The organism is Stenotrophomonas sp. 62841_Sma (assembly GCF_056482945.1).
Map to the genome: position 1 here is coordinate 1,613,544 of NZ_CM151224.1, position 24,111 is coordinate 1,637,654.

20 protein-coding genes are annotated in these 24,111 nt (G+C 66.7%); 10 read left to right on the plus strand and 10 right to left on the minus strand.

The window, feature by feature from the left end; genetic code table 11:
• Nucleotides 1–211: 211 nt before the first annotated feature.
• The 3 genes from ACZK5G_RS07535 to aptA all read right to left on the minus strand — a co-directional run bounded on the left by ACZK5G_RS07535 (nucleotide 212) and on the right by aptA (nucleotide 3,911).
• Nucleotides 212–1,498 carry a DUF445 domain-containing protein gene (locus tag ACZK5G_RS07535; protein WP_478465888.1) on the minus strand — a complete coding sequence of 429 codons (1,287 nt, stop codon included), beginning with the start codon at nucleotides 1,496–1,498 and terminating at the stop codon, nucleotides 212–214.
• Nucleotides 1,499–1,616: 118 nt separating this feature from the next.
• Nucleotides 1,617–2,495 carry a ParB N-terminal domain-containing protein gene (locus tag ACZK5G_RS07540; protein ID WP_478465890.1) on the minus strand — a complete coding sequence of 293 codons (879 nt, stop codon included), beginning with the start codon at nucleotides 2,493–2,495 and terminating at the stop codon, nucleotides 1,617–1,619.
• A 63-nt stretch (nucleotides 2,496–2,558) separates the two neighbouring features.
• Nucleotides 2,559–3,911, minus strand: coding sequence for an omega-aminotransferase AptA (gene aptA, locus ACZK5G_RS07545; RefSeq protein WP_478465891.1), 1,353 nt, complete (start codon nucleotides 3,909–3,911; stop codon nucleotides 2,559–2,561).
• Between the two features lie 104 nt (nucleotides 3,912–4,015).
• Here aptA and ACZK5G_RS07550 point away from each other — a divergent pair, with 104 nt between their 5' ends.
• Nucleotides 4,016–5,512 carry an aldehyde dehydrogenase gene (locus tag ACZK5G_RS07550; protein ID WP_478465893.1) on the plus strand — a complete coding sequence of 499 codons (1,497 nt, stop codon included), beginning with the start codon at nucleotides 4,016–4,018 and terminating at the stop codon, nucleotides 5,510–5,512.
• Nucleotides 5,513–5,665: 153 nt separating this feature from the next.
• On the opposite strand, the gene ACZK5G_RS07555 is transcribed toward ACZK5G_RS07550, so the two are convergent.
• Nucleotides 5,666–6,307: a hypothetical protein gene (locus tag ACZK5G_RS07555; protein ID WP_478465895.1), complete on the minus strand. Its 642-nt coding sequence runs from the start codon at nucleotides 6,305–6,307 to the stop codon at nucleotides 5,666–5,668.
• A 147-nt stretch (nucleotides 6,308–6,454) separates the two neighbouring features.
• On the opposite strand from ACZK5G_RS07555, the gene ACZK5G_RS07560 reads away from it, so the two are divergent.
• Nucleotides 6,455–7,756, plus strand: coding sequence for an MFS transporter (locus ACZK5G_RS07560; RefSeq protein ID WP_032127882.1), 1,302 nt, complete (start codon nucleotides 6,455–6,457; stop codon nucleotides 7,754–7,756).
• Here ACZK5G_RS07560 and ACZK5G_RS07565 read toward each other — a convergent pair.
• Nucleotides 7,737–8,198, minus strand: coding sequence for a bacteriohemerythrin (locus tag ACZK5G_RS07565; RefSeq protein WP_004151683.1), 462 nt, complete (start codon nucleotides 8,196–8,198; stop codon nucleotides 7,737–7,739). The two genes, ACZK5G_RS07560 and ACZK5G_RS07565, sit on opposite strands and share 20 nt — an antisense overlap.
• Nucleotides 8,199–8,283: 85 nt before the next feature.
• On the minus strand, nucleotides 8,284–9,627 hold the full coding sequence (locus ACZK5G_RS07570) for a diguanylate cyclase (protein WP_032127881.1): 1,344 nt from the start codon (nucleotides 9,625–9,627) through the stop codon (nucleotides 8,284–8,286).
• Between the two features lie 201 nt (nucleotides 9,628–9,828).
• Between ACZK5G_RS07570 and ACZK5G_RS07575 the strand changes: the two genes are divergently transcribed.
• Nucleotides 9,829–10,215: a hypothetical protein gene (locus ACZK5G_RS07575; RefSeq protein ID WP_258015752.1), complete on the plus strand. Its 387-nt coding sequence runs from the start codon at nucleotides 9,829–9,831 to the stop codon at nucleotides 10,213–10,215.
• 112 nt (nucleotides 10,216–10,327) lie between these two features.
• Here the strand turns inward: ACZK5G_RS07575 and ACZK5G_RS07580 are convergent, their stop codons facing one another.
• Both ACZK5G_RS07580 and ACZK5G_RS07585 read right to left on the minus strand, forming a co-directional pair.
• On the minus strand, nucleotides 10,328–11,938 hold the full coding sequence (locus tag ACZK5G_RS07580; protein ID WP_343205448.1) for an MASE1 domain-containing protein: 1,611 nt from the start codon (nucleotides 11,936–11,938) through the stop codon (nucleotides 10,328–10,330).
• A gap of 213 nt (nucleotides 11,939–12,151) precedes the next feature.
• Nucleotides 12,152–13,429 (minus strand): NAD(P)/FAD-dependent oxidoreductase, encoded by a 1,278-nt coding sequence (locus ACZK5G_RS07585; protein ID WP_329810192.1) that lies wholly within the window; start codon nucleotides 13,427–13,429, stop codon nucleotides 12,152–12,154.
• 161 nt (nucleotides 13,430–13,590) lie between these two features.
• Between ACZK5G_RS07585 and ACZK5G_RS07590 the strand changes: the two genes are divergently transcribed.
• The 3 genes from ACZK5G_RS07590 to ACZK5G_RS07600 all read left to right on the plus strand — a co-directional run bounded on the left by ACZK5G_RS07590 (nucleotide 13,591) and on the right by ACZK5G_RS07600 (nucleotide 16,947).
• Nucleotides 13,591–14,352 (plus strand): gamma-glutamyl-gamma-aminobutyrate hydrolase family protein, encoded by a 762-nt coding sequence (locus ACZK5G_RS07590; protein WP_478465897.1) that lies wholly within the window; start codon nucleotides 13,591–13,593, stop codon nucleotides 14,350–14,352.
• Entirely contained in the window at nucleotides 14,349–15,746 is a 1,398-nt protein-coding gene (locus tag ACZK5G_RS07595) for a glutamine synthetase family protein (RefSeq protein WP_478465899.1), read from the plus strand. The genes ACZK5G_RS07590 and ACZK5G_RS07595 overlap by 4 nt, the downstream gene beginning before the upstream one ends.
• Before the next feature lie 91 nt (nucleotides 15,747–15,837).
• Entirely contained in the window at nucleotides 15,838–16,947 is a 1,110-nt protein-coding gene (locus ACZK5G_RS07600) for a polyamine ABC transporter substrate-binding protein (protein WP_004151739.1), read from the plus strand.
• A 39-nt stretch (nucleotides 16,948–16,986) separates the two neighbouring features.
• Here ACZK5G_RS07600 and ACZK5G_RS07605 read toward each other — a convergent pair whose 3' ends face one another.
• Entirely contained in the window at nucleotides 16,987–18,387 is a 1,401-nt protein-coding gene (locus tag ACZK5G_RS07605; protein WP_478465901.1) for a flavin-containing monooxygenase, read from the minus strand.
• Between the two features lie 273 nt (nucleotides 18,388–18,660).
• On the opposite strand from ACZK5G_RS07605, the gene ACZK5G_RS07610 reads away from it, so the two are divergent.
• The 4 genes from ACZK5G_RS07610 to ACZK5G_RS07625 all read left to right on the plus strand — a co-directional run bounded on the left by ACZK5G_RS07610 (nucleotide 18,661) and on the right by ACZK5G_RS07625 (nucleotide 23,013).
• Nucleotides 18,661–19,797, plus strand: coding sequence for an ABC transporter ATP-binding protein (locus ACZK5G_RS07610; protein WP_132809742.1), 1,137 nt, complete (start codon nucleotides 18,661–18,663; stop codon nucleotides 19,795–19,797).
• Nucleotides 19,794–20,726, plus strand: a complete 933-nt coding sequence (locus tag ACZK5G_RS07615) for an ABC transporter permease subunit (RefSeq protein WP_032130238.1) — start codon at nucleotides 19,794–19,796, stop codon at nucleotides 20,724–20,726. The genes ACZK5G_RS07610 and ACZK5G_RS07615 overlap by 4 nt, the downstream gene beginning before the upstream one ends.
• A complete protein-coding gene (locus tag ACZK5G_RS07620) occupies nucleotides 20,723–21,565 on the plus strand; it encodes an ABC transporter permease subunit (RefSeq protein WP_008267688.1) in 843 nt (280 codons plus the stop codon). The genes ACZK5G_RS07615 and ACZK5G_RS07620 overlap by 4 nt, the downstream gene beginning before the upstream one ends.
• An 83-nt stretch (nucleotides 21,566–21,648) precedes the next feature.
• Complete coding sequence (locus tag ACZK5G_RS07625) at nucleotides 21,649–23,013, plus strand: NAD-dependent succinate-semialdehyde dehydrogenase (protein WP_478465903.1); 1,365 nt, start codon at nucleotides 21,649–21,651, stop codon at nucleotides 23,011–23,013.
• Nucleotides 23,014–23,087: 74 nt separating this feature from the next.
• Here the strand turns inward: ACZK5G_RS07625 and ACZK5G_RS07630 are convergent, their stop codons facing one another.
• The gene (locus ACZK5G_RS07630; RefSeq protein ID WP_012510579.1) at nucleotides 23,088–24,110 is read right to left on the minus strand and encodes a magnesium and cobalt transport protein CorA; all 1,023 of its coding nucleotides are present in this window, start codon (nucleotides 24,108–24,110) and stop codon (nucleotides 23,088–23,090) included.
• Between the last annotated feature and the right edge of the window lies 1 nt (nucleotide 24,111).

A 24,111-nucleotide genomic window follows, 5' to 3' on the forward strand; every position in this document is an offset into this window, starting at 1 on the left:
AAGTCCCATCGACGGTGCGCCACCCGTGTAATGCGGGCGACCCGGTAGTCGGGGGATGTACACGGGCGAAGGGGCGGGTGGGTGCGTGCTTCCGTGCCCCGCTTGGCTAAGCGTACAACCGATCGGCAAATGATAGGCATTCGCATTTCGTTAATCAAGCGTGACGAATTCTGTCTCCACGCAGGACGTGGATCGACTGCCGGATGGGGTCCTAGAACCTGAACACCACCGTCGCGGCGTGCAGCAGCAGGCCGATCAGGCCGCCCACCAGGGTGCCGTTGAAGCGGATGAACTGCAGGTCGCGGCCCACGCTCAGTTCCAGCTGTTCGACCAGATGCCGTTCGTCCCAGCTCTTCACGGTCTGCGCGATATGCGTGGTCACGCCTTCGCGCAGGCGGCCGGTGAGGCGCTGGGCGCCCTCCAGAAGATGCTGGTTCAGCGCGTCGCGCAGGGCCGGGTCGGCCTGCAGGCTGCTGCCCAGTGACGCGAGGCTGCGCTGCAGGTGCCCGACCAGCGCCGAATCCTCACGCTGCAGGTCGGCACGCAGGCTGGCATGGATGCGCGCCCACAGCCCCTGCACGTAGTCCTGCAGGGCAGGGTGGTCGATCATTTCCTGTTTGAGCTGTTCGATGCGCTCGGCCAGGGCCGGGTCCTCGCGCAGGCGCTGCACGTAATTCTGCAGCCAGCTCTCGTAGTCCTGGCGCAGCGGATGCTGCGGCTCGGCCAGCACCTGCTGCAGTTCTTCCAGCACCGCCCGCGCCAGTCGCTCGGCCAGGCTGTCGCCGATCTCGTCGATCGGCTTGACCCAGTTCACCGTGCTCGACAGCGTCGGCCACTCGCGCTGGATGTAACGCACGATCAGCTGCGAGGCGCGTTCCTTCACCTCCGGCTGCTCCAGCCAGCGGCCCAGCCGCTGCAGGCCTTCGTCCAGCACGCGCTGGTGGCGTCCGTCGGCGGTCAGCAGGGCCAGCAGCTCACCGGCGGTGGCGGCGGCATTCCACTGCCGCAGTTGCTGCACCACGAAGGCGTGCAGCTGCCGGCGCACCGCGGTTTCGTCGAAGAAGTCCAGTGCCTGCAAGGCCCAGCCGCGGGCCATGTCGGCCAGCATCCGTGAGCGCGCCGGATCGGCCAGCCAACTGCCGAGGCGGCTGGCCGGATCGAACACCTGCAGCTTGGCCAGCAGCACACCCGGCTCCAGGAACTGGTCGCGCACGAACAGCGCCAGGCTGTCGCCGATGCGTTCCTTGCTGCGTGGGATGATTGCCGTATGCGGGATCGGCAGGCCCATCGGCCGCCGGAACAGCGCGACGACCGCGAACCAGTCGGCCAGTGCGCCTACGGCCGCTGCTTCGCAGAAGGCCGAGACCCAGGCCCAGATGCCGCGCTCGCCCTGCCAGTGGCTGACCGCGAAACCGGCGAGCATCAACAGCAGCAGTCCCAGCGCGAGGGCTTTCAGGCGCCGCAGCTGTGCGCGGCGCGGATCGTTGGCAGACGTCATGGCGGAAGTCTAACCGGCACGGCATGATCATCTGGTAGTGCCGGCCGCTGGCCGGCATCCGCAACGCACCCGGAACGTTCATGGGGTTGCCGGCCAGCGGCCTGCACTACCCGGTGGTTCAGAGCGCTTCGAGCTGCTTGCGCAACGCAGCCAGCTGCGCGCGCAGGGTGTCGTTCTCGCGGGTCAGCGCGACCACGCGGCGGCGCAGCGCCGGGGCATCCTCGCCCAGCTGCTCCAGTGCCGACAGCACCTCGGCGTCGCGGCTGGCGATCTGCTCTTCGTCCGCTTCCCCGAAGTCCATCTCGGCTGCTTCCGGCTTCGGTGCACGCGGCTTGCGCTTGGACTCGCGCACGCGCTTGGCGGCCTGCTTCAGCTCGTCCTTGCCACCGGCGGCGGCGGCGCGCTGTTCTTCTTCGGGCAGGTCTGCCACGGCCGCGGCGGCGCTGATCGAGATCATGCTGGCCTTCACCGCTTCCACCACCTCGGCCGCGGCCTGGGCGTGGATGCGTTCGATCATGCCGACCTGGCTGGTGCTCAGCTTGGCTTCGCGGGCCAGCTCGGCGCGGCTGACCTTCGGTGCCGGCTCCCACGGCGGGCTGTCTTCACCGGCTTCATCGGCCATCTCTGCGGTGCCATCGCTCTCGCGCTGCAGCTGGGCCTGCTCGACCTGCTTGCGGGCGGCCAGGATGTCACGCTTGCGCAGCGCCAGCACGCCGCGCTGGAAGTCGGACACGCTACGGCGCCCCAGGTGCTGCTCGATCATCCACAGGTGCACGTCTTCCATGCTCTGGAAGCGGGTGTTCTGCACGGTGTTGAAGGGCAGGCCGTGCTTCTGGCAGATGCCGAAGCGGTTATGGCCATCGACCAGCACATCGCCCCACAGCACCAGTGCATCGCGGCAGCCTTCGGCCAGGATGCTGCGCTCCAGCGCGTCATGTTCGTCCGCGGTCAGCGGGTCGATGTAGGCCTTGAGTTCTTCTTTGACGACGATATCCATGGGCACGGCAGCGAGCAGGAGCGGAACCGCCCATTGTACCCGCTCGCCACCGCCGGCCCGGGCTCAGGCGGTGGCCCGGATCATCTCGCCCAGGGTGCTGGTGATCTGGTCGATCTGCGCCTTGTCCACGATCAGAGGTGGCGACAGCGCGACGATGTCGCCGGTACAGCGCACCAGCAGCCGGCCGTCCTGGAAGCAGCGCCGGAACACCTCGTAGCCACGGCTGCCGGGGGCATCGCGGCGCGGCGCCAGCTCGACCGCGCCGACCAGCCCGAAGTTGCGGATATCGATCACGTTGGGCAGGCCCTGCAGCGCATGCAGCCGTTCCTGCCAGTATTCGCCCAGCTCGATGGCACGCTCGAACAGGCGCTCCTCGGCATAGACCTCCAGCGTGGCCAGCGCTGCGGCGCAGGCCAGCGGATGGCCGGAATGGGTATAGCCATGGAACAGCTCGATGGCCTGCGGCGGTGCCTGCATCAGGGTTGCATGCACGGCGTCGCTGGCCAGCACGCCACCCAGCGGTACCGCGCCGTTGCTGACCGCCTTGGCGAAGGTCAGCAGGTCCGGGGTGACCCCGAAGCGCTGCGCGGCGAAGGGCATGCCGACCCGGCCGAAGCCGGTGATGACCTCGTCGAACACCAGCAGGATGCCGTGGTGGTCGCACAGCTCGCGCAGGCGCTGCAGGTAGCCCGGCGCGGGCAGGATCACCCCGGCCGAACCGGCAATGGGCTCGACGAACACCGCCGCTATGGTCGAGGCATCGTGCAGCGCGATCAGCCGTTCCAGGTCGTCGGCCAGCTCCGCGCCCTGGCGTGGCAGGCCCTTGCTGAAAGCATTGCGCGGCAGGTCCAGGGTATGCCGCAGGTAGTCCACGCCGCCCAGCTGCAGGCCGAACGCCCTGCGGTTGTTGGGCAGCCCACCCAGCGCCATGCCGCCGAAACCGACCCCGTGGTAAGCCTTCTCGCGGCTGATGAAGCGGGTGCGCTGGCCCTCGCCACGCTGGCGGTGATAGGCCAGCGCGATCTTCATCGCGGTATCCACCGCCTCGGAGCCGGAGCTGGTGAAGAACACATGGTTGAGCGGGGCAGGCGCCAGTGCGGCCAGCCGCTGCGCCAGTGCGAAGGCCGGCGGCGAGCCCATCTGGAAGGCCGGCGAATAGTCGAGCGTGCGTGCCTGCTCGACGATGGCCTCGACGATGCGCGGGCGGGCGTGGCCGGCGTTGCAGCACCACAGGCCGGCGGTGCCGTCGAGGATCTGGCGGCCGTCAACGTCCTCGTAGTGCATGCCTTCGGCGCGTACCAGCATGCGCGGCGCGGCCTTGTACTGGCGGTTGGCGGTGAACGGCATCCAGTACGCGTCCAGTGACTCGGGACGCTGGGTGGCCAGGTCGTGCAGGTCGCTTTCGGGACGCTTCATGCCAGCTCCATCGGGTCCGATGCGACGAATGTAGCGCAGCCGCGTCACGGCGGAGTCGCGGCGGCCCCGGTATAACCAGGGCTCGTTGAATGTTGGAGCTTCCCATGGCCGATTTCCCCGACCGCAGCCATTGGCAGGCGCTGGCCCTCCAGCTGTCGATGCCGGGCCAGGCCTTCATCGACGGCCGCTATGTCGATGCCGCCAGCGGCGTCCGCTTCGACTGCATCAGCCCAATCGACGGTCGCGTGCTGGGCGCGGTTGCCGACTGTGACGCGCAGGATGTCGAGCGCGCGGTGCTGGCCGCGCGGCGCAGCTTCGAGGCGGGCCACTGGTCGCAGGCGAGCCCGGCGCATCGCAAGCGCGTGTTGCTGGCGCTGGCCGCGCTGGTGGAGAAGCACGCCGATGAGCTGGCGCTGCTGGAAACCCTGGACATGGGCAAGCCGGTGCGTGACGCACGCCGTATCGACCTGCCCGGCGTGGTGCGCTGCCTGACCTGGACCGCCGAAGCGGTGGACAAACTGTATGGCGAGATCGCGCCGACTGGCCCGCACGAACTCGGACTGGTCACCCGCGAAGCCGCGGGCGTGGTGGCGGCCATCGTGCCGTGGAATTTCCCGTTGCTGATGGCCTGTTGGAAGATCGCACCGGCGCTGGCGATGGGCAACTCGGTGGTGCTCAAGCCTTCGGAGCGGTCGCCGCTGAGTGCGCTGCGGCTGGCGGCGCTGGCCGCCGAGGCGGGCCTGCCGGAGGGCGTGCTGAACGTGCTGCCGGGCCATGGCGCGCGCGTTGGCGAACCGCTGGCCCTGCACATGGACGTGGATGTGTTGGCGTTCACCGGTTCCACTGCCACCGGCGCGAAGCTGCTGGAGTATTCCGGGCGATCCAACCTCAAGCGGGTCTGGCTGGAATGCGGCGGCAAGAGCCCGCACGTGGTGTTCGCCGACGCTCCCGATCTGGACGCGGCGGCCAAGGCCGTGGCGCAGGGCATCTTCTTCAACCAGGGCGAAGTCTGTACCGCCGGGTCGCGCTTGCTGGTGCAGCGCTCGATCCGTGAGGATTTCGTGCACCAGGTGGTTGCTTATGGCCAGCACATGCAGCCGCAGCATCCGCTGGACGCCGACGCGCCGATGGGCGCGCTGGTGGACGCCGCGCATCTGGACAAGGTGATGCGGGATATCGCACTCGCCGAAGCTGAAGGTGCCCGCCTGCTGTTGGGCGGGCATCGTGCCGAGGTGGAGGCGGGTGGCAGCTATGTGCAGCCCACGGTGTTCGACCAGGTGCGCCCGGAGCAGGCCTTGGCACGCGAGGAAGTGTTCGGGCCGGTGCTGGCGGTGCTCGGTTTCGACGACGAGGCCGAAGCCGTGCGCGTGGCCAACGACAGCCGCTACGGACTGGCCGCCGGTCTCTGGACACGCGATCTGGGCCGCGCGCATCGGGTTGCGCGCCAGCTGCGCGCCGGCAGCGTCTGGGTGAACGGCTGGGATGGCGGTGACATGACCGCACCGTTTGGTGGTTACAAGCAGTCCGGCAACGGCCGCGACAAATCGCTGCACGCCTTCGACAAATACTGCGAGATCAAGGCCACCTGGATCCAGTTGTAACGACGTGGCTGCTTGACCGCTGTTCGCTCTTTGTAGAGTCGAGCCTTGCTCGACTGCTTTTCGTTCTTCGGTGGAGCCGAGCCATGCTCGGCTGCTTCTCGCGAAGAGCAGTCGAGCATGGCTCGACTCTACAGAAGGCAGACAGCTGTCGAGCTACCGGCAGCGGGTACTCACCTGCAGCACCGCTGCACGCAGCAGATCCCGGTCGGCTTCTTCGACGGCATTCTGGAAGTAATCCATGTCCTGCTTGCCCAGCTCGCAGGGGTCGACGATGTACCCCGGTGGCCACAAACCCAGCAGTTGCGCCACGCCATGCACGATCTGCTCGGGTGTCATCTGCCGACGGATCGGGAAGTAGTTGCGGCGCGGCCCAAACGCCGGATGGACCTCGCGCCGACCGATCAGGCGCGGGGCCACGCCCGCTGCGCTGATGCCGTCACCGCCATCGATGCTGCCCGCAGGCAGGTCCAGCATCAGTGGCGCCGTTGCAGGCGGTTCCTCGGACGCGGGTGTGCTGGCATCCGTAGGTGCCGCCGGGGGCGGGCGTGGCGCTGTCGATGCGGCCGGGCGCGCTGCCTCTGCGTTGGGCTGCGCCGGGTGCGGTTGCGCCGGCACGGGCTGCTTCGGTGGCAGCCAGTACAACGTCATCCTGGCGCCTTCGTCGCTGCGCAGCGTCATCCTGCCACTGCCCAGCAGCCACACTGCCATCAACCCATGTACCAGCAGCACCACCAGCCATGCCGCCATGCGCGGCAGCTTCGGCGAATCGGACCACGACAGCGCGACTGCAGTCATCGGCAAAGCATCCATGCAGGGACCGGTGGCGCAGCCTAGCGGGTGGCCCGAAAAATTCCGTTGGCGTCGGTGTCGGCTGAAACCATCGCCCCGTGCGGCCACCGGCCCGTGGCAGAATCGGGCGATCCGCCGTTACCCGTGTTGCCGATGTCGACGATCACCGCTGCCGCGCCGTCCGTGAATTCCCCCAGTCGAGTCCTGCTGGCCAGCCTGATCGGCACCACCATCGAGTTCTTCGATTTCTACATCTACGCCACGGCCGCGGTGCTGGTGTTCCCGCACCTGTTCTTCCCCGACAGCAGCGAACAGGCGGCGCTGCTGCAGTCACTGGCAACGTTCGCGGTCGCGTTCATCGCGCGTCCGGTGGGCTCGGCAGTGTTCGGCCACTTCGGTGACCGTATCGGCCGCAAGGCCACGCTGGTGGCCGCGCTGCTGACCATGGGCCTGTCCACGGTGCTGATCGGTTTGCTGCCGACCCACGCGCAGATTGGCTTATGGGCCCCCGCGTTGCTGGCGCTGTGCCGCTTCGGCCAGGGCCTGGGGCTGGGCGGCGAGTGGGGTGGGGCAGTGCTGCTGGCCACCGAGAACGCACCGCCGGGCAAACGTGCCTGGTACGGCATGTTCCCGCAGCTGGGTGCGCCGCTCGGCTTCCTGCTGTCGGCCGGCATTTTCCTGGTGCTCGGCCGCTGCCTGAGCCAGGATGACTTCCTGCAGTGGGGCTGGCGTATCCCGTTCGTGGCCAGCGCTCTGCTGGTCGGCCTTGGCCTGTGGGTGCGCCTGAACATCCACGAGACGCCCGATTTCAAGAAAGCGCTGGAGCGCAAGGCGCCGGTGCGGCTGCCGATGTGGACGGTACTGCGTGACCATCCGGTGCCGATGCTGCTGGGCACGCTGGGTGCGTTCGCCACCTTCGTGCTGTTCTACCTGATGACGGTGTTCAGTCTGGGACATGGCACCGCAGTGCTGGGCTACAGCCGCGAGCAGTTCCTGCTGATGCAGATGGCCGGCATGCTGTTCTTCGCGCTGGGTATCCCGCTGTCGGCGCGCTATGGCGACCGTTGGGGCACGCGACGCACGATGATCGTCGCAAGCGTACTGATCGTCGGTTTCGGTGTGCTGTTCGCGCCGCTGTTCCAGCCGCACAGCCCGTGGCTGGTCACTGGCTTCCTGTGCCTGGGCCTGTTCCTGATGGGCCTGACCTACGGCCCCTGCGGCACCTTCCTGGCCGAGATCTACCCGGTGGAGGTGCGCTATACCGGCGCGTCGCTGTCATTCAACCTGGCCGGCATCCTTGGCGCGGCACCGGCGCCGTACCTGGCCACCTGGCTGGCCGAACGCTTCGGCCTGGTCGCGGTGGGTTACTACCTGTGCCTGACTGCGGTGGCGACCCTGTGCGCGCTGGTGGCACTGCACCGGCGCGCCCTGAGGCTCAACCAAAGAAGCGCTTGAGCGTACGCCCCAGCCAACCGCCCCCTTGGTGCTCGCGGGCGAACTGGTTCAGGTGCGCCTTGACCTGTTCGGCATAGGCCTGGTCATCACCGCGGATGTGGTTGAACAGCCAGCGCGAGAGCATGGTGCGCAGTTCGTCGCTGATGTCCTCGCCGGCCTGGAAGCGCATGCGGTATTCCGATACCCGCTTGATGAAGACCTCATGCACGCGCTTGTGCGCGGCACAGAACGGGTAGCCCGCTTCTTCCATCAACTCTTCTTCGAACGCGAAGTGCGACATGGTGTAGTCCACCACCTCGTCGATCACTTCACCCACCGCCGCACGCTGCATGCTGGCCTGGGCCACGTGCAGGTGGTTGAGCATTTCGATGATGCGGCGGTGTTGTTGGTCGATCACATCGATGCCGATGTTCAGATCGTCCTGCCAGACCAGTAGTGCCATCCCCGGCTCCCCTTCATGCGTATGTCGGGGCCGACTGTAGAGCCGCCGCGCGGGTGCGGCGTTGATCTGGATCAAAGCGGGCCGGTCAGGGCAGGGCCGGCTCGCGCGGGCGCAGCGGGCTGGCCACCGTGGTGCAGCTGACCCGGTTGCGGCCACCGGCCTTGGCCAGGTACAGCTGGCGGTCGGCCTCGGAGATCAGCCGGTGCAGCGCATCACGCTGCGGGCGCAGGCAGCACAGGCCGATGCTGACCGTCATGCGAAGCGTCGCGGTGCCAATGTCCACTTCCAGTGCGGCGATGCGCTGGCGCAGCTCCTCGAAGTACTGCAGTGCCTCGTCCTGTTCCATGTCCGGCACCAGCAGGCAGAACTCCTCGCCACCGAAGCGTGCGATCAGGTCCTGGCTGCGTGCATGCGCGGCCACCGCACCGGCCACCGCGCGCAGCGCATCATCGCCGGCCTCGTGGCCGTGAGTGTCGTTGATGTGCTTGAAGTGATCGATGTCGATCATCGCCACCGCCACGCACTGGCCATGCAGCTGCAGCTGCGGCAACTGGCGCTGGCTCTGTTCCAGGAAGCAGCGGCGGTTGGGCAGGCCGGTGAGGAAGTCGCGGGTGGCCAGGTCCTGCAGGGTGCCGATCAGTTCCAGCTGGTCCACGTTCTGCGAGACACGGCAGAAGAATTCCTCGCGCGAGAATGGCTTGCGCAGGAAGTCATTGGCACCGTTCTTCAGGAAGCGCGGGATCAGCGATGCGTCGGTGTTGCCGGAGATGCCGATCACCGCCACCTTGTCGCGTGAGCGCAGGGTGCGCAGGCGGCGGGTGAATTCCACGCCCTGCATGCCGGGCATTTCCTGGTCGACCACCGCCAGGCGGATCGCCGGATGCGCCTCGATCGCGGCCAGGCCCTCGTTGCCATCGGCCGCTTCGTGCACCTCATGGCCATACATGCGCAGCAGGGCGGCGGCATAGCCGCGCGCGGACGGGGAATCGTCCACCACCAGCGCCGCGATGCGGCGGTTGCGTTCCAGCCGCTGCACCAGCCACACCAGGTAGTCGATGCTGCCGGGGGTATTCTTCAGTACGTAGTCGATGATCTGCTGCTGCAGCACGCGCTTGCGCAGGTCCTCGTCGTACACGCCGCTGACCACCACGGTCGGCAGGTCGCGCTTGAGGAAGAACTCGACCACCGCATCGCGGTCGCCGTCGGCCAGCACCAACCCGGTCAGCACCAGGAACCAGCCGCCACCCTCGCTCAGCAGGCGATCGGCCTCGGCCAGGGTGGAGGCGATCACCACCGGCAGTTCCAGGCGCTGCTCGATGGCTTCGCGCAGCATGCCGGTAAAGGCACGGGAATTTTCGACCAGCAGGATCCGCTGCGGCAGCGGATCGGCCAGGTCGCCATCGACGGCGGCCTGCGGCAGGACGGGCATGATGCGGTGGCTCACGAAGGAGGGCTCGGCACGGATAGCGGCGGTTTCGGGTGTAACTTTAGGACGAAAACGTCCGTGCTCGTCGTTTGGCCTATTGCTCAGATGGGAAGCGGTTAGTATCAGCTGGAGGTTCTCGACTTCAACTTCGACCTGGAGGTCACTGTGCGATTTTCATGTTTTGGTGCGGCCACTGGATTTCTGATGCTTGCCGCTGCCCCGGCAATCGCGGGCGGTCCCTCGGATTTTCATGGAAAGCCATTGGCTACGGCTGGGTTGGGGCAGGCCAGTCCGGCTGCAGTCAATCTCAGCCAGGATCCCAGCTGGCAGCTGTATGGATTCCAGCGTGACGGCATCACCTATTTGCAGGTGAACGACCTCCTCGGAAACGTGCAGTTGATCATCGGCAACGCAGGTGGGGCCTACTGGGTGCTGCCGGCAGGCAACAATGTGGCCAGGGTTTCGCTGCCCCAGCAGAAGATCCAGATACCGGCAGGCGCCAGCCGCTCGCAGATCTACAGCGGCAGCGATTTTTCGCTGGTGCGTTATCGTAGTGGCGGCGAAGTCATCTGGTCGGTTGAAACACCGTAAAGGCGCAGAAGTGCGCAGCGGCGTCGGGATCTTCTGCGCCGCTGCGCTTGCCGCGATGAACGCGGGCAGAGGGCGATTATGGTAAGGCCGGCCTTTTGGCGGACACCGGCCATCAGATCTGGGTCTGCGAGTTTCCTTGTCCGGAGGTCGTCACGTGATCCATAGCGTTGAACGACGCAATGCCGATGGCGGCGGAGTCCCCCGTTTCCACCATCGCCATTCGTATCCGATTCCGATGGCACTGCACTGTTCCGCCATAGGCAATCGTTCGGCCAGCCAAGCGCTCGACAGTGGCGGTGACAGTGGACGGCGACAGGCTGCGGTATGAATCCAGCAGTGCGACCGTCATCAGGATGCCGCGGCGTCCTCCTCTCCTGCCGCAACGCACGCGGATGCTGATCTGGCCGGATTCACTGTTGATCAACAGCGAAACGGCATCGGTGAGGGCGCGATAGGCGGCCAGCTGCAGGCCGACACTGAGCTGACAGGGATCGCCGAGCAATCGAGGGCGCATCACGCGATGGCTCAGGTCCCAGGTTTCGCGTACGCCGCCGGCCTGTAAGGCGACGTAGAGCCCAAGATGTTCCAATGCTGCGGGGTAGACCATGCTGGTTTGTTCGCGGAATTGTCGCGAATGGACCGAAGCCATATGCAGGAGACTGTTCGCTATCGTGGGATGGCCATGCGCATTGAGCCAATTCACTACCTCGCCGAGCGAGGTGTCGATGCCGTCCCCCAGCTTCCTCAGGTGCCGCGCGCGCTCACGGAGATCAAGCTCGCTTGCGACCAGTGAATTCCGCGCGTGCTTGAGCGCATCTCTTTCACCCACTTCGCCCAATCGCGAACGGTGGTAATAGTGGGTGATGCGCGACCCTAACACCAGCAGTGCAGCGCCGGTGACCGCCATGATCTGCTGGGTCGCGAACGCAGCTGGATCGAATGCACCCGTGTAGGGGCTTGGGGTGGTCAGGCCAATGATCAGGTTGAGCGACGGTACTCCGATCGCCGCACCTCGCCAGCCATACAGACAGGTGAGCACGACGACAGGCAGAGCCATCAGCAGCTGCATCGATGTCTTGGCGTTGGCTTCGTCCAGGGGGAGCTGTGCGGCATACAGGCCAATCATCGCCATCAGCGTCAGGGCAGCGAGTGCAGGCGGGGCGAAACCTGATGTCCAACGGGCGTTGCCGGTCCGGCGTGTCCACAGCAACGCAAGCGGTGCAAGGGTTAGTATGCCGATGAAGTCGCCAACGACCAAGCGCGCGATGCTGGCAAGCACCGGCATCTCCGGCGGTGTCGGCCACAGAAGGTGCGCCAACATCAGATTGAGCGCTGTGACGACCATGGCCGAAGCCGCCGCGACTGAAATCAGCCACGCATTCTTCGTGGTCACCATCATTTTCCGGTGCAGATGCACGATCAGCATCACTGCAGGCATCAGCAGTGCCGAACCAAGCACTATCCAGGCCAGTCCATACTTCTCGATCATTGGCACGCGCATCTGTGCAAAGTAGGCGTATTCGCCCAGCAGCAGATACGGCCACCATCGGGGGGGGAACAACAGCACCGCAGCCACGCGGACGCCGGCGGGCAGGTAGAACTGGTCGAGCGACAACTGACGAGACGCCCAGCATGCGATGGCGTACAACAGCGCAAGGACCAGCCCCGCCGGGCGGATACGCAACTTCAACTGCAGGCCTTCATTCCACCAGTTCAATCGCACATCTCCCTCTAGTACGTTCCCTGTCAGTATCCATTCGCCGCGGGACCCGGTTCTGAGGGACGGTATCGGCATGAAATAGATAATGCAATTGCCGATGCGATCTGCCGATCAAATGAGAATTCCGTCACGCCCTCCTGGATGAGTGCTCTTCACATGCCGTGGAGGACCAGGAATTGCCGGTTCTTCGGAATCTCTCCGTGTCAGCTCACTGCCTCACCACAACGCATCCCGCAGCTTGTACCACGACATCGCCGCCACCAGCAGCGGCGTGCGCAGCAGCCGGCCACCGGGGAAGGGCGCATGCCGCAGGCGCTGGAACACGTCCAGACGCTCGCTCTGGCCGGCAATGGCGGCGGCGATCACCTCGCCGGCCAGCCCGGCGGCGGCCACCCCATGGCCGGAGAACCCCTGCGCGAAGTACAGGTTGCCGTCCAGCCGGCCCCAGTGCGGGGCGCGGTTGCGGGTGATGTCCACATAACCACCCCAGACCTGGTCCAGTGCCACGTCGGCCAGCTGTGGGAACACCTGGTGCATGCGCCGCTGCATCACCCCGCGCAGGCCGGGTGGGGGCAGGGCCGAGTAGCTGGCGCGGCCGCCGAACAGCAGGCGGTGGTCGTGGCTGAGGCGGAAGTAGTCCAGAGCCCATGCGGTGTCGGCCACGGCCATGTTGTTGCCGATCAGGGCCCGGGCGCGTTCAGCACCCAGCGGCTGGCTGGCGCCGATATAGGTGCCCACCGGCATGATCCGCCGTTCCAGCTCGGGCAGCAGGCCCTGCAGCCAGGCGTTGCCGGCCACCACCAGATGCGCAGCGCGCACGCTGCCCTGAGCGGTATGCAGGGAAGGCTGTGGTCCCCGCTGCACGCGGGTCACCGCGGAGTTCTCGTGGATCACCACGCCGGCCGCGCGCGCCGCATCGGCCAACCCGCGTGCATACGCCAGCGGTTGCAGGTGCGCGCTGAGCGGGTCGAACATCGCGGCGCGGTAGCGCGGGCTGTCCAGCTGCGCGCGCAGGGCATCACGGTCCCACCATTGCATCGGGTAGTCGTAGTGGCGCTGCAGGTGCTCGCAGTTGGCCAGTAGTTCACGCTCATGGCGTTCACGGATGGCGACGCTGGCATGGCCTTCCACCCAATGGCAGTCGATGCCGTGGCGATCGATGCGCGTGCGCATCGCCTGCACCGCGTCACGCGACCAGTCGAACAGGTGGCGCGCATCGTCGCGGCCGAGCTGGCGCTCCAGCTCGTCCACCTCGCAGCCATAGCCCACCAGCGCCTGGCCACCGTTGCGACCGGACGCGCCCCAACCGATCCGCTGCGCGTCCAGCACCACCACGCGCTGGCCACGCGTAGCCAGTTCCAGTGCTGCGGTCAGGCCGGTGTAGCCCGCGCCAAGCACTGCGACATCGGCCTGCACATTCCCCTGCAGCGAGGGAAGTGCGGGCGGCTCGGGCAAGCTGGCGGCGTACCAGCTGGGCGGGAAGGCGGCGCTCATCGCAGGCCTTGCGGGCGCAGTACGGACGGGCGGAGCGGGGGAGGGCGATCAGCGTTCACGCGCTTAGTTTCGCCGATGCGTGACGGCCATGGTGTGACGGCGACGACTTGCCGCGTTCGCCGGGCGACGGGTAACGTGTCGGCACGCCAAGGAGTTTTCCCATGCGCCGCCTGCCCTGGGTGGGCCTGCCCACCGACAGCACCGTGCTCGGCCATCACCGCTTTGCGGTGGCCGGCGAGAAGTACGTGCGCGCGCTGGCCGAGGCGGCCGAGGTGACCCCGGTGGTACTGCCAAGCCTGCAGCCGCCCTTGCCGGCTGGCCACTGGCTGCAGGGGCTCGATGGCCTGCTGTTGACCGGCGCGGTCAGCAACATCGAACCGCAGCACTACGAGGGCGGCCGCAGCTGGCCAGGCAATCCGCACGACCCGGCCCGGGATGCCAACGCCTTTGCGCTGCTGCGCGAAGCGCTGGCGTTGGACCTGCCGGTGCTGGCGATCTGCCGCGGCTTCCAGGAATTGAACGTCGCGCTGGGTGGCAGCCTGCATCCGCAGGTGCATGCGGTGCCTGGCCTGGCCGACCACCGCGAAGACCCGCAGGCGCCGGTGGAGGTGCAGTATGGGCCGGCCCACGCGGTCACCCTGGCCGCTGATGGCTGGTTAGCGCGGTGGAGCGGCAGTGGCCGGACGCAGGTCAATTCGGTACACGGGCAGGGTATCGCTCGTCTGGCGCAGGGGCTGCAGGTCGAAGCCGTGGCCGATGATGGCCTGGTCGAGGCGGCACGCAGCCTGCACCATGATTTCGTGCTCGGCGTACAGTGGCACCCGGAGTGGCGTGTCATGGATTCGCCGTTCTATCACGCTATTTTCCGTGCGTTCGGCCAAGCTTGCCGGCAGCACCAACAGAACCGACTGGATTCCCGATGAGTACCCGAACGCGCCCGCGCAAGACGGCTACGCCCCCCGCACCGCAGGAAAGCAGTCTGCTGCGTTGGCTGAAGGAGCGGCGCATCACCGAGGTCGAGTGCCTGGTGCCGGACATCACCGGCAACGCGCGCGGCAAGATCATTCCGGCTGACAAGTTCTCGCACGACTACGGCACGCGGCTGCCCGAGGGCATCTTCGCCACCACCGTCACTGGCGAATTCCCTGACGATTACTACGACCTGACCTCGCCGTCGGACTCGGACATGATGCTGCGCCCCGATCCGGACACGGTGCGCATGGTGCCGTGGGCGGCCGATGCCACCGCGCAGGTCATCCACGATTGCTACACCAAGAGCGGTGAGCCGCACGAGCTGGCACCGCGCAACGTGCTGCGCCGCGTGCTGGCCGCCTACGCCGAGCTGGGCCTGCGCCCAGTGGTGGCGCCGGAGCTGGAGTTCTTCCTGGTGCAGAAGAACACCGACCCGGACTTCCCGCTGCTGCCACCGGCCGGCCGCTCCGGGCGTCCGGAAACCGCGCGGCAGTCGTACTCGATCGATGCGGTCAACGAATTCGACCCGATCCTCGACCTGATGTACGACTACGCCGATGCGATGAAGCTGGACGTGGACACGCTGATCCACGAGTCCGGCGCGGCACAGCTGGAGGTCAACTTCACCCATGCCGATGCGATGGACCTGGCCGACCAGGTATTCCTGTTCAAGCGCACCATGCGCGAAGCGGCGATGCGCCACGGGGTGTATGCCACGTTCCTGGCCAAGCCGATGGAAAACGAGCCGGGCAGCGCCATGCACATCCACCAGAGCCTGGTGCGGGTGAGCGATGGCAGCAACGTGTTCGCCGGCGAGACCCATGCCGAAGGCGAGTTCAGCCCGGTGTTCGGCCACTACCTGGGCGGCCTGCAGAAATACGTGCCGCAGGCGATGGCCTTCTTTGCGCCGAACGTGAATTCCTATCGCCGGCTGGTGTTCGGCGAGGTCTCGCCGAGCAACGTGCACTGGGGCTATGACAACCGCACCTGCGGGCTGCGTGTGCCGCTGGACACGCCGGAAAACATGCGCGTGGAAAGCCGTTTCGCCGGGTCTGACGCCAATCCCTATCTGGCGATGGCGGCGACCCTGGCCTGCGGCCTGCTCGGCATCCGCGAGCGGCTGGCACCGGATGCGCCGGTGACCGGCAGCGCCAAGGAACTGGGCTACAACCTGCCGCGCTCGCTGGGCGAAGCGCTGGACGGGCTGGAGCAGTGCAGCGAGCTGCAGGCGCTGCTGGGCGAGCGCTTCTGCCGCGCCTACATCTCGGTCAAGCGCAAGGAATATGAGACCTTCTTCCGCGTCATCAGCTCGTGGGAGCGCGAGTTCCTGCTGCTGAACGTCTGAGCATCTGGAATAGAAAAATCCGCCGCCGGGGGGTAGGCTGGCACCCGTCGCCGGCCCCGCCGGCCCCCCTTTCCGCATTCTGGAGCACCCGATGAAGCTGCGTATCCTCACGCTCGGCCTGGCCTCCGCCATGCTTGCCGCCTGCAGCGGTGGCAACGGCGGCGCGCAGGACAGCCAGGTCCTGAACGTCTACAACTACAGCGATTACATCGCCGAGGACACCATCCCGACCTTCGAGAAGGAGAGCGGCATCAAGGTGACCTACGATGTGTTCGACAGCGACGAGATGGTTGAGACCAAGCTGCTGGCTGGCAACAGCGGCTACGACGTGGTGGTGCCGACCCTGAACTTCTTCGGCCGCCAGATTCAGGCCGGCGTGTTCCTGCCGCTGGACAAGAGCAAGATCCCGAACCTGGCCAATCTGGACCCGGCGGTGATGAAGCGCATCGCCACCCAGGATCCGGGCAACCAGTACGGCGTGCCGTACATGATCGGCACTACCGGCATCGGCTACAACGTGGAGATGCTGAAGCAGCGCTTCGGCGGCAGCACCGACATCGCCAACAGCTGGGACCTGGTGTTCAAGCCGGAGAACATCAGCAAGATGAAGGACTGCGGCGTGACCATCCTGGACACGCCGGCGGACATGATCCCGATCGCGCTGCATTACCTGGGCCTGGACCCGCACAGTGGCGACCCGGCCGAGCTGCAGAAGGCGGCCGACCTGCTGAAGTCGATCCGCCCCTACGTGCAGAATTTCCACTCCTCGCAGTACGTGGGCTCGCTGGCCAATGGCGGCACCTGCCTGGTGGTGGGCTGGTCGGGTGACATCATCCAGGCCCGCGACCGCGCCGAGGAAGCCAGCAATGGCGTGCACGTGGCCTACTCGATCCCGAAGGAAGGCGCCCCGCAGTGGTTCGACATGCTGGCGATCCCGAAGGATGCCAAGCATCCGGAAGCCGCGTACGCGTTCATCAACTACCTGCTGCAGCCGAAGGTTGCCGCGGCCAACACCAACTTCATCCACTACGCCAACCCGGTGCCGACCGCGACCCCGCTGGTGGATGAGGCGATCCGTACCGACCCGACCATCTACCCGCCGGCCGACGTGGCCGAGAAGATGTTCACCTATTCGATCAACACGCCGGAAACCGACAAGCTCTACACCCGGCTGTGGACCGAGGTGAAGACCGGCCGTTAAGCCGGTCTGGCGCCGCCGGGCCATGCCCGGCGGATTGCTTCATCCTTGGCCGGGCGCGGTACCGCCGCCCTGGTCAAGGTGCCGCAGGATCGCCGGCAACAGGTCACGTGCATCGCGACCGCCGTTGCACAGGAACGACGAACTCATCCGCTGCAGGTTGTGCATGCCGATGAAGAACAGCCCCGGATGCGGTGAAACGCCGAACTCGCCGAGCGGATAGCCATGTGCGTCCAGCACGCCCTGCACGTCGAGCCACGGCCATTCGGCGACGAAGCCGGTGGCCAGCACCACCGAACGGATGCCTTCCGTCCGCAGATCCAGTTCACGCGGGGCGGCGTCCGGCTCCCAATGCAGATAGACCTCGTCGGGAATGTAGCGGGCATCGTCGGTGCGCGGTTCGGGCCGCGTGGCGTAGTACGCGCTGGCCAGCGAATCGAGATAGGCATATTCGGTCCGTGTCGCCTCGATCGCGGTGCGCAGCTGCGGGCGCACATCGGCGAAGCGGGCGACATTTCCATCGAAGCCCTGCAACCGGCCCAGCAGCCTGATGCCCGCGCGGTGCATCGCCAGCAGGCTGATCGAGCTGCCCAGGCCGGCACGCCCCTTGCCGGAAATCAGCGGAAATTCGGCGGTACGGGCCTTGCGCAGCGCATCCGGTTCTCCGGCCAGGACGGCGGCCGCTTCACTCACATGCTGGTGGATACGCCCGGCCATGTCCCACCAGGTCATCGAGTCCTTGCCGCGCAGCCGGCGGGTATGCGAATGCCGCTGGGCCAGTGACCAGTGCACGCTGCGACCGCTGTCGCGCAGGTCCTGGGCGATCTGCGCGCCGGACTGGCCGCCACCGATGACCAGCACGCCGCCGTCGGGCAGCTGGCGGGGGCTGCGGTAGTCGCCGGAGTGCAGCACCGTCAGACCCGGCGCGGGCGCGAAGGGGACCCGGGGCATCCGCGCGCGGCGGTATTCACCGGTAGCGACCACAACCGCCCCAGCCCGGATCAATCCGTGGCTGGTTTCGATGGCATAGCCGCCCAATTCGGGCGTGACCCGCTGAACCGCACAACCTTCGCTGATCGGCAACGAACGTTCGTCGGCATAGTCGCGCAGCCGCCGGATCACCTCGGGGGCCCCCATGAAACCTTCCGGGTCGTCGCCCGCATAGGCATGGTCGTGCAGGGCCATCGTCGCGTTGGCTGTGTTGGTCTGGAACGAATCCCAGCGCCGCTGCCAGCTGGCGCCCACGGTTTCGGCCTCCAGCACGCGATGCTCGACGCCGGCTTCCTGCAGGAGCGCGCTGAGGGACAGCCCGGCCTGGCCGGCGCCGATGATGACCAGCGGCAGCGTTGCAGGCAGGGAGCCCGGCAGGCGGGGCGGGAAACGGGAGGGGCTGTCCGGGGAAGTCACCAGGGTGGGTCCATGCAAGGGCTTGATCCGGGCCATTGCGCGGGGAATGCCCCGGGCCTTCAACAGATCCGGTTCTGAAAAACGTTGCAGATGGAGGCGTCGCCTGTGGTGTCTGGCCGGGACGACCGCAGGGGCGTCCAGGGGAGCCCGGGCCTTTGCGCGGACAGGCCACCATGGCGGGGGAAAACCGACACCCCCAGGGCCCCCGGGGCTGGCCAGCGGCCGCTTCCGCCTGCCGCCGTCATATCCCCTGGGCCCCCCGGCCGTTAGAATGGCGGCCGCTGTCCACCGCCCGCTCCCGGAGCCCCCATGCCCGTTGAAGCCCAGCCGGTAGCCACCGTCGTCGACACGACCGGTGTGCCCGGCTATCTCTCCATTCGTGACCTGCGCAAGGAATTCGACGGTTTCGTCGCCGTTGACGACGTCAATCTGGACGTGCGCAAGGGCGAGATCTTTGCCCTGCTCGGTGGCTCCGGCAGTGGCAAATCGACCCTGCTGCGCTGCCTGGGTGGCTTCGAGACGCCCACCAAGGGCAGCATCACCCTCGACGGCCAGCGCCTGGACGCGCTGCCGCCGTACCAGCGGCCGGTCAACATGATGTTCCAGTCCTATGCCCTGTTCCCGCACATGACGGTCGAGCAGAACATTGCCTTCGGCCTGAAGCAGGATGGCCTGGGCAAGGATGCGATCAGCAAGCGCGTCGGCGAGATGCTGGACCTGGTGCAGATGGGGCACCTGGGCAAGCGCAAGCCGCATCAGCTGTCCGGCGGCCAACAGCAGCGCGTGGCGCTGGCGCGGTCGCTGGCCAAAGGGCCGAAGCTGCTGTTGCTGGACGAGCCGATGGGCGCGCTGGACAAGAAACTGCGCTCGCAGATGCAGCTGGAACTGGTCAGCATCATCGAATCGTCGGGTGTGACCTGCGTGATGGTCACCCACGACCAGGAAGAAGCGATGACCATGGCCACCCGCATCGCGGTGATGGATGCCGGCTGGATCCAGCAGGTCGGCAAGCCGGACGAGGTCTACGAGCAGCCGGCCAACCGCTTCGTCGCCGAGTTCATCGGTTCGGTCAACCTGTTCGACGGGGTGATCGACGAGGACCTTCCCGAGTACGTGACCGTGCGCTCGCCGCTGTTCCCGGCGCCGATCTACATCGCCCATGGCATCACCGGCTATGAAGGGCAGCCGGTCGCGTTCGCGCTGCGCCCGGAGAAGGTGATGATCGGCAAGGACGAGCCGGAAGGGCACACCAACAAGGCGCAGGGCGTGATCGAGGACATTGCCTACTTCGGCAGCCATTCGGTCTACCACGTGCGCCTGCCCAGCGGTGCCAAGGTGCTGGCCAACTTCGCCAACTCGCAGCGCTGGGCCAGCGATGGCCTGACCTGGGGTGACAGCGTGTGGGTGCACTGGCGCGACAACGACGGCGTGGTGCTGACCTCATGAGCGTCGCCGGCCTGAAGCGCTGGCTGCCGGGGCTGCGTGCCACGGTGATCGGCATTCCGTACCTGTGGCTGCTGCTGTTCTTCGCAGTGCCGTTCCTGATCGTGCTGATGATCAGCTTCTCGCTCAGCCGGGTCGGCTCGCCGCCGTACACCTGGCTGCTGCAGTATGCGGACGGCGGCTTCTCGCTGAAGCTGAACCTGGAAAACTACCTGGCGCTGTTCCGCGACTCGATCTATGCGCAGGCGTTCCTGAGCTCGATCAAGATCGCGGCGATCTCTACTTTCCTGACCCTGCTGATCGGCTACCCGATGGCCTATGCCATCGCCCGCCTGTCGCCGGCCGCGCGCAACGTGGCGATGATGCTGGTGGTGCTGCCGTCGTGGACCTCGTTCCTGATCCGCGTGTATGCATGGAAGGCGATCCTGGACCGCAACGGCCTGCTCGACCAGTTCCTGCAGTTCACCGGCCTGCAATCGCTGATGACCAGCATGGGCCTGCCCAAGCTCCAGCTGATCGACACCCCGACCGCCGCCTATATCGGCATCGTCTACTGCTACCTGCCGTTCATGGTGCTGCCGCTGTACGCCAACCTGGTCAAGCATGACCACCGCCTGCTGGAAGCTGCCTACGACCTCGGTGCCAAGCCGTGGCAGGCGTTCCTGCGCATCACCCTGCCGCTGTCCAAGGCCGGCATCATCGCCGGTTGCATGCTGGTGATGATTCCGGCCATTGGTGAATTCGTGATCCCGGAAATGCTGGGTGGCTCGGAGACGCTGATGGTGGGCCGCCAGCTGTGGAACGAGTTCTTCAACAACCGCAACTGGCCGGGCGCCTCGGCGATGGCGGTGGCGATGATCCTGTTGCTGCTGGTGCCGATCCTGCTGTTCAACCGTTCCCAGCAGCGCCTGCTGGAAGGGAAGCAGGCATGAGCCCGCGTAGCGCAAAGGGCCTCGGGCTGGGCGTGCTGCTGCTCGGCTTCGCCTTCCTGTACCTGCCGATCCTGTTGTTGATGTTCTATTCGTTCAACAGCTCGCGGTTGGCGATGGTCTGGGCCGGGTTCTCCACCCGCGCCTACAGCGACCTGTTCGCCGACCGCGCGCTGATGGATGCGATGTGGACCAGCCTGGTGGTGGCGTTCTGGACCGCCTGTACCGCCACCGTGCTGGGCACGCTGGCGGCGATGGTGATGACGCGCTTCAAGCGCTTCCGTGGCAAGCCGCTGTTCGGCGCACTGGTGACCGCGCCGCTGGTGATGCCGGACGTGATCCTCGGCTTCTCGCTGATGGCGCTGCTGGCCTCGATGGGTGCGATTCCCGGCTTCCCGGCGCGTGGCCTGACCACCATCTGGATCGCCCACGTCACCTTCACCCTGTGCTTCGTCACCGTGGTGGTGTCCTCGCGCCTGCAGGAAATGGACCTGTCGCTGGAGGAAGCGGCGATGGACCTGGGCGCGAGCCGGCTGACCGTGTTCGGGCGCATCACCCTGCCGATCATCGCGCCGGCGCTGGTGGCCGGTTGGCTGCTGGCGTTCACCCTGTCGCTGGATGACGTGGTGGTGGCCAGCTTCGTCGCCACGCCGGGCTCGACCACGCTGCCGATGAAGGTGTTCGCCTCGGTGCGCATGGGCATCAGCCCGAAGATCAATGCACTGGCCACGCTGCTGGTGTCGGCGGTATCGATCGCCGCCGTGATCGGCTGGTACATCAACGCGCGTGCCGAGAAACGGCGCCAGCGCGACCTGCAGCTGGCACGCCAGGACAACGGCTGAGCACACGGTCTGTCGACAGCGTCGGCAACATCCGGCTCACGGCCGGCGGCGCACAATGGGGGTCTACCAGATGGAGACCCCGCATGACCGTCGAGATTGTCGACCCGGCCACCGGCCAGGTGACCTACCGCCATGAACTGATGGGTGCTGCCGACGTCGAGCAGCGCCTGCAGGCCGCCGCCGATGCCTTCCCCGGCTGGGCTGATCACTCGTTGCAGGATCGCGGTGCCATCCTGCGCCGGATCGCCGCGCAACTACGCGCGCGCCGTGACGATCTGCAGCAGGCGATGACCCATGAGATGGGCAAGCTCAAGGCCGAAGCGCTGGCCGAGGTCGACAAGTGCGCGGCGGCCTGCGAGTTCTACGCCGACCACGCAGCTGATTATCTCAAGCCGCAGCTGATCGACACCGAAGCCCAGCGCAGCTATGTGCGCTACGAGCCGATCGGCTGCGTGTTCGCGGTGATGCCGTGGAATTTCCCGATCTGGCAGGTGTTCCGTTTCCTCGCCCCGGCGTTCATGGCAGGCAACGTGGCCCTGCTCAAACACGCCAGCAACGTGCCGCAGTGCGCCGACCTGATCCTGGCGGTATGCCGTGACGGTGGCCTGCCTGACGGCGTGTTCGATGTACTGCACATCGACAACGACCAGGCGGCCGAGGTGCTGCGCGACGCACGGGTGAAGGCGGTGACGCTGACCGGCAGCGAGCGGGCAGGGCGCTCGATCGCGTCCAACGCGGGCAGCCAGCTGAAGAAGTCGGTGATGGAGCTGGGTGGCAGCGATGCCTTCGTGGTGCTCGACGATGCCGACCTCGACAAGACCGTGGCGGCGGCGGTGAAGTCGCGCTTCGACAACAGCGGGCAGACCTGCATCGCGGCCAAGCGCTTCATCGTGGTCGACGCGGTGGCCGATGAGTTCACGCGCCGCTTCGTGGAAGCCGCGGCCGAGCGCCAGTACGGTGATCCGGACGAGCGCGGTACCACGCTGGCGCCGATGGCCCGTGCCGATCTGCGTGACGAACTGCACAAGCAGGTGCAGGCCAGCGTGGCCAAGGGTGCGCGGGTACTGCTGGGTGGTGAGCCGATTGCGGGTACACATGCCGGCTATCCGGCCACCGTGCTCGATCAGGTCGGCCCGGGCATGCCGGCCTACGACGAGGAGCTGTTCGGGCCGGTGGCTGCGGTGATCCGTGTCGCTGACGAGGCCGAGGCACTGCGCGTGGCCAACGACACCCGCTTCGGCCTGGGCGGCAGCGTGTGGACGCGCGATCCAGTGCGCGGCGAACGTTTCGCGCAGCGCATGGAGTGTGGTGCAGCGTTCGTCAACGCCATCGTCAAGAGCGACGCGCGGTTGCCGTTCGGCGGCAGCAAACAGTCCGGTTTCGGTCGGGAGCTGGCCGACCACGGCATCCATGAGTTCATGAACATCAAGACCGTCTACGTGGCTTGATGCCGAACGGTAGAGCCGGCCGCTGGCCGGCATTGCCTGGTTGCCGGCCAGCGGCCGGCACTACCCAAAGCGGGCTACAACCACTTCGCGCGCTTGAACAACCGGTACAGCCCCACGCACACACCGCCCACGCCCACGATCATCAGCGGGTACGACCACGGCTCGCTCAGCTCCGGCATGTGGCTGAAGTTCATGCCGTACCAGCTGGTGATCAGTGTCGGCGCCGCCAGCAGCGCGGCCCATGCACCCAGCCGCTTGACCGTCTCGCCCTGCGCCAGCGTCACCAGCGACAGGTTCACGCTCAGCGCGGTGCCCAGCATCTCACGCAGGGTGTCGATCACATCGCTGATGCGTACTGCGTGGTCGTGGACGTCGCGGATGTACAGCTTCACTTCGTCGGGGATCAGCTCGCCCTGGTAGCGGCGCAGCTGCGCCAGCACATCCTGCAGCGGCGCCACCGCCATCCGCATCTTGTTCAGCTCGCGCTTGAGCTCGTACAGCCGCACCACCGTGCTGCGCTTGTAGGTGTCGGCGAAGATGTCCTTCTCCAGCAGCTCCAGGGTGTCGCGGAAGCGGTGCACGATGGGCAGGTAGTTGTCGACCACGAAGTCGGTCACCGCGTACAGGCAGTACGACGGGCCCATCTTCAGCAGCTGCGGCTCGCGTTCCACCCGCGCACGCACCGGGGCATAGGACAGCGACGCGCCATGGCGTACCGTCACCAGGAAGCGCGGGCCGAGGAAGGCATGGGTTTCGCCGTACTGGATGCGCTCGTCGACCATCTGCGCGGTGGTCACCACCACGAACATCGAATTGCCGTAGGTCTCGACCTTGGGCCGCTGGTGCGCGTTGCGCGCATCCTCGATGGCCAGGTCGTGCAGGCAGAACTCTTCCTGCAGTTTCAACAGCACATCATCATTGGGGTCGTACAGGCCGACCCAGACGAAGCCGTTGCCACTGGCAATGACATCGCTGATGGCGTCCAGGGTGATGTCGTGGCGTTTGCCCTCGTCATCGTAGTGGACGCAGTTGATGACGCAGGCGGGGTTGGCCGAGGCGGGCGCGGCAGCAGAGGCGGGCAATGACATGCCCGCCATC